Source organism: Pseudomonas sp. NPDC090208 (genome assembly GCF_044746785.1).
Lineage (GTDB): Bacteria > Pseudomonadota > Gammaproteobacteria > Pseudomonadales > Pseudomonadaceae > Aquipseudomonas.
This window is the reverse complement of sequence record NZ_JBIVCU010000005.1, coordinates 173,574-189,981: the sequence shown is the minus strand read 5'-3', so window position 1 is coordinate 189,981 and position 16,408 is coordinate 173,574. Positions and strand designations below refer to the sequence as shown.

At 62.8% G+C, this 16,408-nt stretch carries 10 protein-coding genes and 2 pseudogenes; 6 read left to right on the top strand and 6 right to left on the bottom strand.

Going from position 1 to position 16,408, the window contains the following annotated elements; translation table 11 throughout:
* Positions 1 to 137 precede the first annotated feature (137 nt).
* The 3 genes and pseudogenes from ACIPL0_RS11250 to ACIPL0_RS11240 all read left to right on the top strand — a co-directional run.
* Positions 138 to 944 (top strand): annotated as a pseudogene (locus tag ACIPL0_RS11250) (MCP four helix bundle domain-containing protein); the annotation flags it as partial.
* Positions 939 to 1,802: a methyl-accepting chemotaxis protein gene (locus tag ACIPL0_RS11245; protein WP_400600239.1), complete on the top strand. Its 864-nt coding sequence runs from the start codon at positions 939 to 941 to the stop codon at positions 1,800 to 1,802. The pseudogene ACIPL0_RS11250 and the gene ACIPL0_RS11245, both read left to right, overlap by 6 nt.
* A 299-nt stretch (positions 1,803 to 2,101) precedes the next feature.
* Positions 2,102 to 3,343, top strand: a complete 1,242-nt coding sequence (locus ACIPL0_RS11240) for an AGE family epimerase/isomerase (protein WP_400600048.1) — start codon at positions 2,102 to 2,104, stop codon at positions 3,341 to 3,343.
* Between the two features lie 201 nt (positions 3,344 to 3,544).
* Here the strand turns inward: ACIPL0_RS11240 and ACIPL0_RS11235 are convergent, their stop codons facing one another.
* Entirely contained in the window at positions 3,545 to 4,327 is a 783-nt protein-coding gene (locus ACIPL0_RS11235) for an exodeoxyribonuclease III (RefSeq protein WP_400600046.1), read from the bottom strand.
* A gap of 164 nt (positions 4,328 to 4,491) precedes the next feature.
* Entirely contained in the window at positions 4,492 to 5,571 is a 1,080-nt protein-coding gene (locus tag ACIPL0_RS11230; RefSeq protein WP_400600237.1) for an AbrB family transcriptional regulator, read from the bottom strand.
* 123 nt (positions 5,572 to 5,694) lie between these two features.
* Here ACIPL0_RS11230 and ACIPL0_RS11225 point away from each other — a divergent pair, with 123 nt between their 5' ends.
* Positions 5,695 to 6,597, top strand: coding sequence for a LysR substrate-binding domain-containing protein (locus ACIPL0_RS11225; RefSeq protein WP_400600044.1), 903 nt, complete (start codon positions 5,695 to 5,697; stop codon positions 6,595 to 6,597).
* A 69-nt stretch (positions 6,598 to 6,666) separates the two neighbouring features.
* Entirely contained in the window at positions 6,667 to 6,876 is a 210-nt protein-coding gene (locus ACIPL0_RS11220) for a hypothetical protein (RefSeq protein WP_400600042.1), read from the top strand.
* Between the two features lie 98 nt (positions 6,877 to 6,974).
* Here ACIPL0_RS11220 and ACIPL0_RS11215 read toward each other — a convergent pair whose 3' ends face one another.
* Positions 6,975 to 7,487, bottom strand: coding sequence for a nucleoside 2-deoxyribosyltransferase (locus tag ACIPL0_RS11215; RefSeq protein ID WP_400600040.1), 513 nt, complete (start codon positions 7,485 to 7,487; stop codon positions 6,975 to 6,977).
* Between the two features lie 153 nt (positions 7,488 to 7,640).
* On the opposite strand from ACIPL0_RS11215, the gene ACIPL0_RS11210 reads away from it, so the two are divergent.
* The gene (locus ACIPL0_RS11210) at positions 7,641 to 9,296 is read left to right on the top strand and encodes a VRR-NUC domain-containing protein (protein WP_400600038.1); all 1,656 of its coding nucleotides are present in this window, start codon (positions 7,641 to 7,643) and stop codon (positions 9,294 to 9,296) included.
* Between the two features lie 281 nt (positions 9,297 to 9,577).
* Here the strand turns inward: ACIPL0_RS11210 and ACIPL0_RS11205 are convergent.
* From ACIPL0_RS11205 to mfd, 3 genes and pseudogenes are all read right to left on the bottom strand, one after another.
* Positions 9,578 to 11,713 (bottom strand): annotated as a pseudogene (locus ACIPL0_RS11205) (DEAD/DEAH box helicase); the annotation flags it as partial.
* A 580-nt stretch (positions 11,714 to 12,293) separates the two neighbouring features.
* A complete protein-coding gene (locus ACIPL0_RS11200; RefSeq protein ID WP_400600036.1) occupies positions 12,294 to 12,830 on the bottom strand; it encodes a CsiV family protein in 537 nt (178 codons plus the stop codon).
* Positions 12,831 to 12,839: 9 nt separating this feature from the next.
* On the bottom strand, positions 12,840 to 16,304 hold the full coding sequence (gene mfd / locus ACIPL0_RS11195; RefSeq protein ID WP_400600034.1) for a transcription-repair coupling factor: 3,465 nt from the start codon (positions 16,302 to 16,304) through the stop codon (positions 12,840 to 12,842).
* Between the last annotated feature and the right edge of the window lie 104 nt (positions 16,305 to 16,408).

Sequence of the window (16,408 nt, the reverse complement as noted above, 5' to 3'; positions counted from 1 at the left end):
AGAAATGACTTCTTAGGTCTAGACCGCTTGTCTGCCTCAGGTTCGATGTTTCTTCGAACGACCGTTCGCATTCTTCATGGTTCGAGCCCTCAAGAAGCGGCGGGAGGCGTCGATAAGCGGTAGTCGTACGACGACTTATGCGACAACTGCCATCAAAAAATAACGAGCCAACGGTCATGAACCTACGCAATTTGACCATCGCCCGCCGCGCGGGCCTTGGGTTTACCTTGATTTCCCTGCTTGTTGCCCTGCTCGGCTGGTTTGCTCTCAGCCAGATGTCCACCATCCGCCAGAGTGAAGTGGCGGTCGAAAGCAACTGGGTGCCGAGCATGCGCCTGGTCAACGACATTCGCGAAGCCATGCTGCGCATTCGTACGATCTCTCTGCGCATGGCCCTGGACCCCGATCCGAACAACGTCGCCGTGTACAAGGGGCAGATGGACGCGCGGGCCAAAGTGCTCGGCGACAAGCTCAACGGCCTGGACAAGTTCATCGACACTCCGGAAGAAAAAATCCTCTACGACAAATTCCGCGCAACGTTGGGCGACTATCAGCGCGGTCTGGCGCAGTCGTTCGTGCTGGCCGCCAGTGGTGATCTCAAGGCACTCAACACCCTGTTGCTGGTGGACATGAAAACCGCCGTGGACAACTCCGGCGCGCAACTGGGCGATCTGGCCGATTACTACTCTCGCCAGGTCGAAGCCGAAGGCGTTGCCGCCGAAGCGCAATACGGCAAGTCGCGCAGCGTGGTGCTGGTGTTCGTGCTGATCGCCGCGCTGGCGACGGTGATCCTCGCCCTGTGGCTGACCCGCAGCATCATCCTGCCGCTGGAAGAGGCGGTCGGCGCCGCGGAATACGTGGCCAAGGGCGATCTGACCCACGACATCCGTGTCGAGGGCAAGGACGAGGTCACCCGCCTGCTGCACGCCCTGCAGCAGATGCAGAACAACCTGCGCAGCACCCTGGGCCTGATCGGCAGTTCGGCCAGCCAACTGGCGTCGGCCGCCACCGAGCTGAACTCGGTGACCGAAGACAGCCACCGTGGCCTGCATCAACAGAACGCCGAGATCGAACAGGCGGCCACAGCGGTCAACGAGATGACCTCGGCGGTGGAAGAAGTGGCGCGTAACGCGGTGTCCACATCCGAAGCGTCCAGTGAATCCAACAGCGCCGCTCGGGATGGTCAGGCGCGGGTGATCGAGACCGTCAGTTCGATCCAGACCCTGTCCGGTAACGTGCAGCACACCTCGGAACTGGTGCAGAACCTCGCCGAGCAGTCTCAGGACATCGGCAAGGTGCTCGACGTGATCCGCTCCATCGCCGAGCAGACCAACCTGCTGGCGCTCAATGCCGCCATCGAAGCCGCCCGTGCCGGTGAGTCGGGACGCGGGTTTGCCGTGGTCGCTGACGAAGTTCGCGCGCTGGCCCACCGCACTCAGCAATCGACCCTGGAAATCGACAAGATGGTCTCGACCATGCGCAACGGTTCCAGCGAAGCGCTGGAGTCGATGCTGGTCAGCCGTTCCCGCGCCAGTGAAACCCTGGAGCTGGCACAGGGTGCCGGTGAGTCGCTGAGCCGCATCACCGCGTCGATCAACGAGATTTCCGAGCGCAATCTGGTGATCGCCAGCGCGGCGGAGGAACAGGCGCAAGTGGCCCGGGAAGTGGACCGCAACATCGTCAATATCCGCGACCTGTCGCTGCAATCGTCGTCCGGCGCCAACCAGATCAGCGCGTCGAGCAACGAACTGTCGCGCCTGGCCGGTGAGCTGAACCAGATCGTGGCGCGCTTCCGCGTGTGATCTGTACCCTGTGGGAGATTCCATGCCGATGCGCTACAGATTCCGCGTATATGTTTGACGGTGTGGGAGCCGGCTTGCTGGCGAATGCGGTGTGTCATTCAACGCTACTGTGTCTGACCTGACGCTTTCGCCAGCAAGCCGGCTCCCACAGGTTCAGGCATGGCCGTAATCATTGTGGTCACTCACTGCTAAAAGGTTTCACCTCCCTCTCTTGCCTGCACCTTCCCCCGAGTTGCATGATTCGCCCCGACCCATAATTCCTGGCGGGGCGAAACCTGCCGACAAGAAAGGTGAAGGCTATGGATGATCTGAATCGCGGCTTCAGCAGCTGGCTGCGCTCCCCGGTACACAAGGCCTGGCTGGCCGAGGAGGGCACGCGCCTGCTGGCCTTTGCCAAGGCATCGAAGGTGCCCCAGGGCTTCGCCGCCCTCGATGACGACGGACGACTGGGCGCCGATGCCATCGCCGAAACCCTGATCACCGCGCGCATGACCCACAGTTTCGCCATGGCCCATATCAGCGGCATGCCCGGCTTTGCCGAACTGGTCGACCACGGCGTTGCCGCGCTGGCCGGGCCGCTGCGCGATGCCGAACACGGCGGCTGGTTCGATCGCCCGCTGGAGCACACTAAAAACACCGGCAAGGCCGCCTACTTGCACGCTTTCGTTGCTCTGGCCGCGAGTTCCGCCGTGGCAGCGCAACGCCCCGGCGCCAAGGCGCTGCTGGAGCAGGCGATCCACATCATCAGCCAGCATTTCTGGAGCGAAGAAGAAGGCACGGTGCGCGAGTCGTTCGCCCGCGACTGGAGCCAGGAAGAAGGCTATCGCGGCGCCAACAGCAACATGCACAGCACCGAAACCTTCCTCGCCCTGGCCGATGTCACCGGCGATGCGCAGTGGCTGGAGCGGGCACTGCGGATTGTCGAACGGGTCATTCATCAGCATGCCGCCGGCAACAATCATCAGGTGATCGAGCATTTCAGCGCCGAATGGCAACCCCTGCCGGATTACAACGTCGAGCGTCCGGGCGATGAGTTCCGCCCGTACGGCACCACGCCGGGCCACGCGTTCGAGTGGTCACGGTTGGTGCTGCACCTGGAAGCGGCGCGGCAGGCGGCGGGGCTGAAAACGCCGTCGTGGCTACTGGACGACGCCCGCGGGTTGTTTGAAAACGCTTGCCGTTATGGCTGGGATGTCGATGGTGCGCCGGGTATCGTCTACACCCTCGACTGGGAAAACCGCCCGGTGGTGCGCCATCGCCTGCACTGGACCCACGCCGAAGCCGCTGCGGCCGCCGCCGCCTTGCTGCAGCGCACCGGCGAGCAACAGTACGAAAGCTGGTATCGCACCTTCTGGGAATTCAACGAAACCCTGTTCATCGACCGTGAGCGTGGCAGCTGGCGCCACGAGCTGAACCCGCAGAACCAGCCGAGCGCCGATATCTGGCCGGGCAAGCCGGACCTGTACCACGCCTATCAGGCGACGCTGTTGCCAGTGTTGCCGCTGGCGTACAGCCTGGCGACGGCGCTGGCGAGAGGCTGAAGCGCTAGATACAAAATTGTGGGAGCGAATTCATTCGCGAGAGGGCATTCCAGCCGATGCCTAACTGTCGTCAGGAATGCCGCATCGCGAATGAATTCGCTCCCACAGAGAAACCCGCGCTGCCACGCGCTTTCGCGACCCTCGTGACCTCGGATCCCTCCCACATAGATCGGCGTTGTCATCGGGGCAGCATCGGTTCAGTCAAACCTTCAACTCCACCCACGTCGGCGCATGGTCGCTGGCGTGGGGCAGGTCGCGGACCCAGCTGTCCACCCCCGCATTTTTCAAGCGCGGCGCGAGATCCTTGCTCAGCAGCAAATGGTCGATGCGCAGCCCCGAGTTGGTCTTCCAGTGATTGCGGAAGTAATCCCAGAACGTGTAAATCCGCTCATCGGGAAACTGCTTGCGCAGGGCATCGGTCCAGCCCTGTTTCAGCAGGCGCTGGTAAGCATCTCGGCTTTCCGGTTGGAGCAGGGCGTCCTTGAGCCATGAGCGGGTGTTGTAGATGTCGTCGTCGGTCGGCACCACGTTGTAATCGCCGGCCAGCAGCACCGGGTGGCCGCTGTCGAACAGCGTTTTGGCGTGACGGATCAGGTGCTCGAACCAGGCCAGCTTGTACTCGAACTTCGGCCCCGGCTGCGGGTTGCCGTTGGGCAGGTACAGACAGCCGACGATGATGCCTTGCACCGCCGCCTCCAGATAACGGCTGTGGCTGTCTTTTTCATTGCCGGGCAACCCGCGGCGGATCTCCAGCGGCTCGCTGCCCTTCGACAGAATCGCCACGCCGTTCCACGACGACTGACCGTGCCAGATCACCCCATAACCGGCGTTGCGGATGTCATCGGCGGGGAAGGCGGTGTCGGCGGCTTTCAACTCTTGCAGACAAACCACATCCGGCGCCTCGGCCTCCAGCCATTGCAGCAGGATCGGCAGCCGCGCGCGGATGCCGTTGATGTTGAAGGTGCCGATTTTCAGCGTGGCCATGGTGGATGCCTCACAGAGCCTGTGAAGCGTTGGAGGGTGTGATGAGGTGGAAAATTCCAAGGGCAGTGTAGGAGTGAGCTTGCTCGCGATTGCGGTCTGTCAGTCGGCGCATTGGGTACAGGCAAATTGCAATCGCGAGCAAGCTCACTCCTACAGAATCAACATCACGCCAGCTTCTGCGTCACCCGAATCACCTGCCGGGCAATATACGCGCCGGTGACGATCACGCCGAACAGGCGCAGGGTCTGCATCGCCAGCACGAAGCCGACATCGGAGTGGGTGTCGATGGCGATGATCGCCATGGCATCCAGGCCGCCGGGGCTGGTGGCCAGGTACACCGAGAGGAAATCCTTGCCCATCCACTCGGCGATCAGCCAAGCCGAGATCGCGCAGAGCACGATCAGCAGCAGCGCGCCGAGGATCATGGCGGGCAGGCGCCGCCACACATACTGGATGGTCACCCGGTCGAAGCGCAGGCCGATGTAACTGCCGATGGCGCCGTAGGCAATCGCCAGCAGCCAGCTGGGCATGACGATCTGCAGCACGCCGCTCAGCTGCAGGGCACCGCCCAGCAGCAGCGGCACCAGCAGGGCGCCGGCCGGCAGACGCGAGCCGAGGGTCACGCCGACCACGATCACCAGCAGGCTCAGGCCGAGGTTGAGCAGGTTTACCCCGTGCAGCAGCGCGTCGTTGCTGTGACTGTCAGTGCCGCCGCCATCGACGCCAATCAGGCGGCTGACCAGCGCACCGACCATCACCACGCAGACCACCCGCACATATTGCATGGTCGCCACCACCCGCGAGTCGGCGCCGTAGTCTTCGGACATCGCCACCATCGCCGACGCCGCACCGGGCGAGGTGCCCCACGCCGCCGTGCTGCTCTGAATCCCGCCCCAGCGCGCCATGCCGATGCCGACCAGCGCGCTGAGGGCCACGGTCAGCAGCGTGGCGAACACCATCACATGCCACGACTGCATGGCGGTGAGCAGCACGCCCATGGTCATCGAATGGGCCACCAGCACGCCGACGCTGCCCTGACCGAGGCGGAACACGTGCTTGTTCAGGCGGATCGAGGCGCCGGACACGCCGAAACCGATCGCCACCAGCATGGGGCCGAGGAACAGCGCAGCAGGGACGTGGAAGTATTTGAACAGTTGGCCGGCACTGCCGGCGAGGAGGACAAGCAGCAGCCATTGCAACAGCGGGTGCAGGGTTTCAAGGGAAAACGATGAGGGGCGCGACAACGAGGATCTCCAAAGCATTGGCGGGTTCCTGGCAGGGGGTTCGTCCAATGCCGCACAGTATCGACAGCGCAATCGATCAAGTCTATTTTCTAATAGTCATGAATTGATAACTTTGGTTGATATATGGACCTGCGTGACCTGACCTACTTCGAGACCATCGCCGAGCTTGGCCATCTGGGCCGTGCGGCGGAAAAGCTCAACCGCAGCCAGCCAGCACTGACCAAGAGCATCCAGCGTCTGGAAGAGTCATTCGGCACCAAGCTGTTCCAGCGCGACGGTCGGCGGATCAAGCTGACGCCGGTGGGCGAATTGTTGCAGGCGCGGGGCAAGATGTTGCAGCAGAGCATCGCCCAGACCCAACGCGAGGTCCGCGATTTCGCCAGTGGCGCGGTCGGTGAAATCCGCCTGGGCTGCGCCGCGACCATGGCCGAATACCTGCTGCCGGAACTGACCAACGCTTTGCTCAAGCGGGCCCCGGAGCTGACCCTGAAACTGGTGATCGGTCAGGACGACATGCTCCGCGAACAGCTGCGTTCCGGGCATCTGGACATGATCATCTGCGCCCAGCGCAGCGAAGAAGAGGAGTTCACCGCGCACCCGGTGCTGACCGACGAGGCGGTGGTCATCGCCAGCCGCAATCACCCGATCTTCAAGGCGCCGTTCCAGATGAGCGATTTGTGTCGCTATCGCTGGGTGCTGCCGCCGCAGGGCGTGTCGTCGCGCATCTGGGTGGACGAAGCCTTCGCCCGTCATCAGTTGCCGCTGCCGGTGGTGCAGATCGAGGCCAACTCGATTTCCCTGCTGCCTCGGCTGATCGCCCAGACCAGCCTGCTCAGTTTCATTGCCCGGGAAACCCTGGAATTTGGCAAGAACATGCAAGATTTGCGGGAGGTGCCGCTGCAAGGTACCACCATGGCGCGGACCATCTGCGTGATGTTGCGCCGCGAGGGTTACCTGTCGCCGGCGGCCCATGCCATGGTGCAAATGTTGCGCGACAACGGCGGCGCGTTTTTAAGCTGGACCTGAGCGATGCCATTGTGTGCCGTGGTGGGTTAGCCTGAAGGCCGGATTTTTTCAGTGAGAGGGATCAGTACGATGCATGCACAGCCAGACCTGCAACAGATCAAGCAGCCCGCCTTTTGGCTGCAGGATGAAGACCACCATTTCGGCGGTGACCAGTCGCCGTTGAACGATTCGGACGCTGACGAAGAGGATCAGGCGGGCGAGCTCGACCTCAGCGACCTGGGCCTGGACGAGTTCTCCGATTCGGACAAGCTGGATATCGGCTCGTCGACGCTGAGTTGAGTGCAATTGTTGGAGCCGGCTTGCTGGCGAATGGGGTGTGTCATTCAACGCTACTGTGCCTGACCTGGCGCATTCGCCAGCAAGCCGGCTCCCACAGGTTATCGATGCATGGTTGATTTACTGGTTTTCAGAAATCCCGCCAGCATCTCCACCGCGCTCTCCACCGTCTCGCTGTACCCCACCCACGTACACGCCAGCATCAGATTCCTCGGCAAGCCGAAATCCTCCACCTGAAAGCCTTCGGCATCGAAGCCCGCTTCGTTGTGGGCAATCTGTTCGCGCAACGTGCCGCTGTCGGTGAAATACGCCCACACCGGCTTGCCCAGCGCCACCGCCATGCCGAATTCGAACGCCGTCCCTGAATCCGGTTCGGCGCCGCGAAACGGGTTGAGGTTGGCCAGCACGGCATCGCAATCGCGGATCATCGCCATGTTGGCGTTGCAGATCATCAACGCGGTCTGCGCAGGTGGCAGGCCCTGCGGCACTTCGTTGTCGAACGGGTAGAGGCCGTGCAGGCCATGGCGTTCGCACAGCGCCTTGAGATAACGGCCGTGTTCGATGGCATCGGCGCGAAACACATCGAAGCCGGCAAGGTAGATGCGCGGTGGCATGGTGAATGTCCTGACACAAACGAAGTCCGATTTTAGCCTGCGATGACAGCACCGTTGATCAGTCAATCGGCAACGAACTGCCGACAGAGGCTGGAATCTGTACAAATAGCCAGTATTCTTGTGGCCTTCTGACAGCCGTTACGTGACCTCAGTGTGAGCACTTCGCCCCTCGACAACCCGTTTTATTACCTGGAGAACTTTCGCCAGGTGCTGGGCTGGATTGCCCAGCGCTACGACGATCTGCTCGACGACGAAGAGCGTCGTTTCATCCACGATTTCGCCGCGCTGCCGCAATCGGCCCAGGCGCTGCTGGTGCGCATGGTCATGCGCAAGGGCACGCTGTTTCGCGCCAGCAAACTGGATTACGCGGAAATCGGCGAGGTGCGCGAGGCGGTATTACCGCTGCTGGCGCTGACGTGGGTCGATGCGCAGCCGATGCTGGATCTGTCGACCCTGTTTGGCCTGTTGCGCAAGGATGAACTGAGCCTGTGCTTCAAGGCCCACGGGGTCAAAGGTGCGGAGAAAAAGGCCGACCTGCTGGAGCGTTTGTTGCCGCTGTATCCCGAATCACAGCCGCTGAAGGAGTGGTTTGCCGGGCTGGATGAAACGGTGTTTGCCCTGCAGGTCATGCCGCTGTGCGACCGCCTGCGGTTGTTGTATTTCGGCAATCTGTACCAGGAGTGGTCGGAATTCGTGCTGGCCGATCTGGGTATCTATCGCTACGAAAAGGTCGAGTTTTCCGTCGAATCCCGAGGCATCACCCAGCGTGCCGACATCGACACCTGCCTACGGCTGCATGACTGCCGTCAGGCGCTGGAGGCCGGTGTGGATCTGCACGAACTGGCGGCGCAGGCGCTGGCTATCGAGACTGACAACCCGTGGCTGGCCATGCGTCGGGCCAAACTGCTGTTTCAGATCGGTTATCAGGCCGAGCGTGAACACGCTTTGACACTGGCATTGCAGGTCTATGCCGACTCCCTGTATCCCGGCGCGCGGGTGCGACGGATTCGCGTGCTGGAGCGTGAAGAGCGCTTCGCTGAGGCCCTGGACTTGTTGCAACAGGCGCAAGCGGCGCCGGAAAACGACGAAGAACGTCAGCACCTGTTGCGTATCCAGCCCCGCCTGCTGCGCAAACTGGGCGGGCCGGCGCAGCGGCGCAAGGTCAAGCCTGCGGTCAGCCGTCTGGATTTGAGCGTGGTGCCGTTGCCTGATCACAGCGTCGAGCAATTGATTCAACTGCACCTGAGCGAAGAGGGTGGCGAGGTGCATTACGTCGAAAATGCGCTGATCAATTCGCTGTTCGGCCTGCTGTGCTGGCCGGCGATTTTCGCGCCGTTGCCGGGGGCGTTCTTTCATCCGTTCCACAGCGCGCCAAGCGATCTGTACAGCCCGGATTTTTACCAGCGCCGCGCGGCAAAGTTCGATGAGTGCCTGGCGCGGCTGGAAGACGGCAGCTATCAGGCGCTGATCCGCGAGCACTACGTCAGCAAGTTCGGCCTGCAATCGCCGTTCGTGTTCTGGGGCGCCTTGACCCCGGAGTTGCTGGAGCAGGCGTTGCACTGCCTGCCGGCGCAGCATCTGCAGCGCTGGTTCCGCCGGCTGTTGCAGGACATCAAGGCCAACCGCAGCGGCATGCCCGACCTGATCCAGTTCTATCCAGAGCAGCAGGCTTACCGGATGATTGAAGTCAAAGGCCCGGGCGATCGCCTGCAAGACAACCAACTGCGCTGGCTGGATTTCTGCGCCGAGCATGAGATGCCAGTGGTGGTGTGTTACGTGCAGTGGGCCGAGGATTGCGTACCCGTGTAGGAGCTGGCTTGTCCTGCGACCGGCGACGGAGTCGTCGTAAATCCGGTAAGTGCGGTGTGTCAGGTAGACCTCATTCGCCGATTTTACGACGGGTTCCCCGCCGGTCGCAGGGCAAGCCAGCTCCTACAACGATCATCGGATGGTTGAAGCAAACACCAATCCCTGTGGGAGGGAGCCCTGCTCGCGAAGGCGTCAGATCAATCAACATTGCAGTGACTGACCTGACGCCTTCGCGAGCAGGGCTCCCTCCCACAGGGATGTTGCTTGATCCGAAGCCGGCTTTAACGCTTACCCCGCTTGGGCTGCGGCGGCAGGGGTGCGAACAGCGCTTCGATGTCTTCGTCCTGCAGCTTCCAGTCGCCCGCCGTGCGGCCGTCGAGCACGCCGGAGGCCAGCGCGGTCTTTTCTTGCTGCAAGTGCTGGATCTTCTCTTCCACCGTGCCACGGGCAATCAGCTTGTAGACGAACACCGGCTTCTCCTGGCCGATGCGGTAGGCGCGGTCGGTGGCCTGGTTTTCGGCTGCCGGGTTCCACCACGGGTCGTAGTGAATCACCGTATCGGCGGCAGTCAGGTTCAGGCCGGTGCCGCCGGCTTTCAGGCTGATCAGGAAGATCGAACGCTTGCCGCTCTGGAAGTCCTGCACCGGGGTGCGCCGGTCCTTGGTGCGCCCGGTCAACAACGCATATTCGATGCCGCGTTGCTCCAGCTCGACCTGAATCAGTTCCAGCATCGACGTGAACTGGGAAAACAGCAGAATCTTGCGATTCTCCGTCAGCAGCTCCTCGATCATCTCCATCAGGCTTTCCAGCTTGGCCGAACTGGAGTGGCGGCTGCCGAGCGGCGTGCTGTTGACCAGACGCAGGTCGCAGCAGACCTGCCTCAGCTTGAGCAGCGCTTCAAGGATGATGATCTGGCTGCGCGCCACGCCCTTGCGGGTGATCTCATCGCGCACCTTCTTGTCCATCGCCAGGCGCATGGTTTCGTACACGTCGCGCTGGGCGTCGTTGAGCTCGACCCAATGGATGATCTCGGTCTTGGGCGGCAGCTCGGTCGCCACCTGTTCCTTGGTACGGCGCAGCAGAAACGGCTTGATCCGCGCGTTGAGGTGTTCCAGGCGGGTTTCGTTGCCGAACTTCTCGATGGGCGTGCGGTAGTTGGCGGCGAACTGCTTGGCGTCGCCGAGCCAGCCAGGCATCAGGAAATGGAACAGCGACCACAGCTCGCCGAGGTGGTTTTCCAGCGGCGTGCCGCTCAGGCACAGACGCTGCCGGGCGTTAAGCTGACGCGCCGCCTGGGCCGCCTTGCTGGTGGGATTCTTGATGTACTGCGCTTCGTCGAGCACCAGCACATGCAGCAACTGCTTGCTGAGCAGATCCACGTCCCGGGGCAGCAGGGCGTAGGTGGTCAGGATCAGGTCGTAATCCTGCAGGTTGTCGTAGTCCGAATGACGGTTGGCGCCGTACAGCGCCAGCACGTTCAGTTGCGGAGTGAAATGTTTCGCCTCGTCCAGCCAGTTGGGGATCAGGCTGGTCGGCATCACCGCCAGGGCCGGGCGATCCAGCCGCCCGGCCTGTTTTTCCAGCAGCAGGTGCGCCAGGGTCTGCAGGGTCTTGCCCAGGCCCATGTCGTCGGCCAGCACGCCGCCGACTTCCAGCTCGCGCAGGGCCTGCATCCAGCTCACGCCTTCGAGCTGATAGGGGCGCAACTTGGCGTTCAGGCCTTTCGGCGCCTTGGCCTTGGCGCTGCGAATGTTCACCAGCCTCTCGGAGAACAGGCGCAGGCGGTCACCGCCTTGCCACACCAGCGGCATGTCATCCAGTTGCTTGAGGCGCGCGGCATCGGCGTTGTTCAGGCGAATGGCGTCGTTGCCTTCTTCCCGCCAGTAAAACTCGCCGAGGGTCGCCAGCACGGTTTTCAGACGGCCGTAGGGCAGGGCCACCTGAATCGGGCCGCCGCCGCGCTGGGTGAAGTGGTTGAGCTGCACCAGCAACTGCTCGTCGTCGCGGCGCCGGGCAATGCCGGCCAGGCTCATCAGTTCCGGGTGGGTGCGCAGCAGGTTGATCAGAATCGGCAGCAGGCTCAGGCGTTCGCCGTTGACGATGATGCCCAACTCCAGGTCGAACCAGTCGCGCTCGGGTTCTTCTTCGACCACGGCGTACCAATCGTCGACCGGCGTCACGTCGAAGCCGAAGTCGTCGTTCATCTCGATCTGCCAGCCCTGTTCGCGCAACAGCGGCAGGTCGTCGAGCATGAAACTCAGCCAGGCCTTGTCGTTGGGCAGTTCGAACATCTCGCCGGCACTGTCGGGCAGGGCCTTGCTCTGGCGGGTGGCGATGCGAAAACCGATGTCCTGCAACTGTTTGCGGTAAGGCGCTTCCTTGTCCAGCTGGCGGCGCAGGCGCAGGGTTTCGTCGCTCAGATGACGGACGATGTCGCCGGAACGGCCGGGACCGGGAATGCCCGAGGTGTAGAACTCGTCGTAACCGAACGCCAGCGCGGCGCGGTGCTGGACGTGGCGCTGCATCTTGCCGTTGCGTGGCTCGTAGGCGCTGAACTCGAAACTGGCGAGGATCAACCGTGGCCGCGGCGGGACGTTGTCGATAAGGCGTTCCGGCAGCGCCGGTTTCTCTTCGACCTTGGTGCGCGGCGCAGTCTGCCGGTCGACGGCGGCGAGGATGCCGGACCTGTTATCCGGGTCCTGCAAAAAGAACAGTGCAGCCGCGCAATGCTTGCAGTTGTTGCGGACCGGGCAGGTGCATTTGCCGACCACGAAATTGCGCGTGCGCTCGGGGTCCTTGAATTGCAGGGTCTGCACATAGCGTTCTTCGGCCGAGCCGCGACATATCGTGCGCACCAGCTCGGCGCTGAGGTGCTCCAGCATCACACGTTTCTGCCGGGCGTACTCAAGCCCGCGCTCGACACTCTGCGCCTTGAATAGCGGTTCCCATGGCAGGGCCAGGGCTTTTTCCAATAGGGATGACACGTCTTGCCCTACGTCAACGCGGTGCTTGGAGAGGGGAAACCTTGATCAACATGGCCAGACTTCCGTTGTCCATGTAGGTCAGTTCGCCGTTTCTGACGCGAGTGGTCTGGCGCATGCGCTCGCTGGTGACCAGCACGCCATGGTCGTCGAGCTGGTTGACCCAGAAACTGGCGTCGATATCGGTGAAACGGGCCAGACCCAGACTGACCGTGCCTTCGATCGGGTAATGGCCGAACTGCTCCTGTCCGCTGCTGATCGCCACCTTGGTCGGTGTCTCGCCCAGCGTCTGCTGCCAGGCGCGGTGCAGCAGCACTTTGTAGCCCTCGCTGCTCTGCAACTTGTCCACCAGGCTGTCCAGCGCCGTCGAACTCTGGTTATCCGCACCCAGCTTCTGCGCCCCGGCGGCCCAGTCTTCCGGCGCCGGCTGGTTGGTTGCCGCCGGCTCGCCGTTCTGGCGGAACAGGATCAGTTCCACCTGATAGGCGCCATCGGCAAAGGCCGCAGGGGCAATCAGCACCAGCAGCAGGGTGAGCGAGTGAAGCAGACGCATGTACATTCCTTAAGCCGATTTTTTCGGGGGCTGCGGGGTCAGGCGCTCGAACAGCGCTTCCAGCGTATTGAAACGTTCTTCCGGACGCTCCATAGGCACCATGAACTTGAACAGCGTGGCGCCTTCGAATTTGTAGCGTTTGGGTTGCCCCTGAATCAGCTTGATCAGCGCCAGCGGATCTACTGGAGTATTGGCGCCGAATTCGATTCGTCCACCCTGCGGACCCGCATCGACCTTTTTGATCCCCAATTCCTCGGCCTTGAGTTTGAGCGAGGTCATGCGCACCAGATTCTTGGTCGGCTCCGGCAGCAGGCCGAAGCGGTCGATCATCTCCACCTGCAGGTCTTTCAGGCCGTCCTCGTCGGCGGCGTTGGCGATGCGTTTGTAGAGGATCAGCCGCGCGTGGACGTCCGGCAGGTAGTCTTCGGGAATCAGCCCCGGCACTCGCAGGTTGATTTCCGGACCGCCACCCAGCGGCTGCTCCAGGTTCGGCTGCTCGCCCTTGCGGATCGACTTCACCGCGCGTTCGAGCATTTCCATGTAAAGGGTGAAACCGACCGCCTGAATCTGCCCGCTCTGGCCTTCGCCGAGCAGCTCGCCGGCGCCGCGGATTTCCAGGTCGTTGGTCGCCAGCACGAAGCCGGCACCGAGGTCCTGGGTGTTGGCGATGGCTTCCAGACGCTTTTCTGCATCCGGAGTGATCTGCTTGCGTGGCGGCGTCAGCAGGTAGGCATAAGCCTGGTGGTGACTGCGCCCGACCCGGCCGCGCAACTGGTGCAGCTGGGCCAGACCGAACTTGTCGGCGCGCTCGATGATGATGGTGTTGGCGCTCGGCACGTCAATGCCGGTCTCGATGATGGTCGAGGCGATCAGCACGTTGAAGCGCTTATGGTAGAAGTCGCTCATCACCTGTTCGAGATCGCGTTCGTTCATCTGCCCATGGCCGATGCCGATGCGCGCCTCGGGCACCAGTTCGGCCAGGTCGGCGGCGCATTTCTCGATGGTCTTCACGTCGTTGTGCAGGTAGTAGACCTGCCCGCCGCGCAACAGCTCGCGCAGCAGCGCCTCCTTGACCGTCGGCTTGTTCTGCTCCATGACGAAGGTGCGCACCGACAGGCGGCGTGCCGGCGGCGTGGCGATGATCGACAGATCGCGCATGCCGGCCACGGCCATGTTCAGGGTGCGCGGGATCGGCGTGGCGGTGAGGGTGAGGATGTCGACCTCGCTGCGCAGCGCCTTGAGCTGTTCTTTCTGACGCACACCGAAACGGTGCTCCTCGTCGATGATCACCAGCCCCAGGTTCTTGATCTTGACGTCGTCCTGCAGCAGTTTGTGGGTGCCGATGACGATGTCGATCTTGCCTTCGGCCAGCTCAGCGACCGCGGCGTTGACTTCCTTGGTCGACTTGAAGCGGCTCATCACCTCGACCTTCACCGGCCAGTCGGCGAAACGGTCGCGGAAACTGTTGTAGTGCTGCTGGGCGAGCAGGGTGGTTGGCACCAGAATCGCCACCTGCTTGCCGCCGTGTACGGCAATGAAGGCGGCGCGCATCGCCACCTCGGTCTTGCCGAAACCGACGTCGCCGCAGACCAGTCGGTCCATCGGCTTGGGCGCGAGCATGTCGGCGCGCACCGCCTCGATGGTGGTCTGCTGGTCCGGGGTTTCCTCGAACGGGAAGCCGGCGCTGAAGGTCTCGTAGTCCAGCTTCGGATCGGCGAAGGCGTAACCTTCGCGGGCGGCGCGACGGGCATAGATGTCGAGCAGTTCGGCGGCAACGTCGCGGACCTGTTCGGCGGCCTTGCGCTTGGCTTTCTGCCAGGCTTCCGAGCCGAGGCGGTGCAGCGGCGCCAGCTCGTCATCGCTGCCGGTGTAGCGGGCGATCAGGTGCAGGTTGGCCACCGGCACGTACAGCTTGGCCTCGTCGGCGTAGGCAAGCATGAGGAACTCGGCGACCTGGTTTTCCACCTCAAGGGTGGCCAGCCCCAGATAGCGCCCGACACCGTGGTCGATGTGCACCACCGGCGCACCTTCGCGCAGTTCGGCGAGGTTCTTGATCACCGCGTCGTTGGCATGGCCGTCGGCGCGTTTCTCGCGGCGGCGGCGCTGCATCACGCGCTGACCGAACAACGGGCTTTCAGCGATCAGCGCCAGCGCTGGTTGCTCCAGTGCCAGGCCTTCGTCCAGCGGCGCGATGGTGATCGCCAGCCGCTCCTTGCTGTCGACGAAGTCCTGCCAGCTGTCGAGGGTCTTCGGCCGCAGCTTCAGGCGGTCGAGCAGTTCCAGCAGCACTTCGCGGCGGCCGGCGGATTCGGCGGTGAACAGCACGCGGCCGGGGAATTCGTCGAGAAACGCCGACAGTGCCGCCAGTGGCTGGCTGGCCTTGGCTTCGATGGCAAGGTCAGGCAGAGCGCGGGCCGGGAAACGCTCGCGACCGACGCCGGTCTCGACGTCGTCCTGGCTGGCGACGATGCGCGGCCAGCTTTTCAGGCGGGCAAAGCAGTCTTCCACCGGCAGGAACAGTTCGTCCGGCGGCAGCAATGGACGGTCGGGATCGACACGGCGTTCTTCATAACGGTTGCGCACGTCCTTCCAGAAGGTTTCGGCGGCCTGCTCGATGCCCGGCAGGGAAAACACCTGGGTGTCCTGGGGCAGGTAGTCGAACAGCGTCGAGGTTTCCTCGAAGAACAGCGGGATGTAGTACTCGATGCCGGCGGGGGTGATGCCGCTGTTGAGGTCCTGGAAAATCGGGCTGCGGCGGAAATCGACATCGAAGCGCTCGCGAAAGCGCGCCTTGAAACGCACCACGGCTTCTTTCTGCAGCGGGAATTCCTTGGCCGGCAGCAGGCGCACCGAATCGACCTTGTCGATGGAGCGCTGGGTTTCCGGCTCGAAGGTGCGCAGGGTTTCGATTTCGTCGTCGAACAGGTCGATCCGGTAAGGCAGCTTGCTGCCCATCGGGAACAGGTCGATCAGCGCGCCGCGAACGGTGAATTCGCCGTGCTCGTAGACCGTGTCGACGTAGCGATAACCGCTGGCTTCCAGGCGCGTGCGCATCTGCTCGACGTCGAGTTTCTGGCCGACGTCCAGCACCAGGCTGCTGCCGAGCAGGAACTTGGTCGGTGCCAGACGGTGCAGGGCCGTGGTGATCGGCACCACCAGCACGCCGTGTTCCAGTTCCGGCAGGCGGTACAGGCTGGCGATGCGCTGGGAGATGATGTCCTGATGCGGCGAGAACAGGTCGTAGGGCAGGGTTTCCCAGTCAGGGAAATGCAGTACCGGCAGCGACGGGGCGAAAAACTTCAATTCCTGCTCCAGCCGCTCGGCACTCTGGCTGTCGGCGGTCAAAAGCAGGGTGAAGCGTTTCGCGGCGCTGGCAGCCTCGGCAATCGCCAGGCTTTGAGCGGCACCGGGCAGGTTGCCCCAATGTTGTTTGCCGGTAGCGGCAGGAAGAATCGGCAGGCGCAGAACGGGCACGGAAGGTAAGACTCCAGGCGTTGCGGCAAAGCCGGGGATTGTAACTAAAGACCGATTGCGCTGTCAGTTTTGTGCTCAGCCAAATTATGTAGTGCCGGGTGAGG

Bases quoted from the DNA above. Each gene is read 5' to 3' on its own strand.
- ACIPL0_RS11220 (WP_400600042.1), top strand. From the start codon at position 6,667: ATGCATGCACAGCCAGACCTGCAACAGATCAAGCAGCCCGCCTTTTGG.
- ACIPL0_RS11200 (WP_400600036.1), bottom strand. From the start codon at position 12,830: ATGCGTCTGCTTCACTCGCTCACCCTGCTGCTGGTGCTGATTGCCCCT.
- ACIPL0_RS11225 (WP_400600044.1), top strand. From the start codon at position 5,695: ATGGACCTGCGTGACCTGACCTACTTCGAGACCATCGCCGAGCTTGGC.
- ACIPL0_RS11240 (WP_400600048.1), top strand. From the start codon at position 2,102: ATGGATGATCTGAATCGCGGCTTCAGCAGCTGGCTGCGCTCCCCGGTA.
- ACIPL0_RS11245 (WP_400600239.1), top strand. From the start codon at position 939: ATGCAGAACAACCTGCGCAGCACCCTGGGCCTGATCGGCAGTTCGGCC.
- ACIPL0_RS11215 (WP_400600040.1), bottom strand. From the start codon at position 7,487: ATGCCACCGCGCATCTACCTTGCCGGCTTCGATGTGTTTCGCGCCGAT.
- ACIPL0_RS11235 (WP_400600046.1), bottom strand. From the start codon at position 4,327: ATGGCCACGCTGAAAATCGGCACCTTCAACATCAACGGCATCCGCGCG.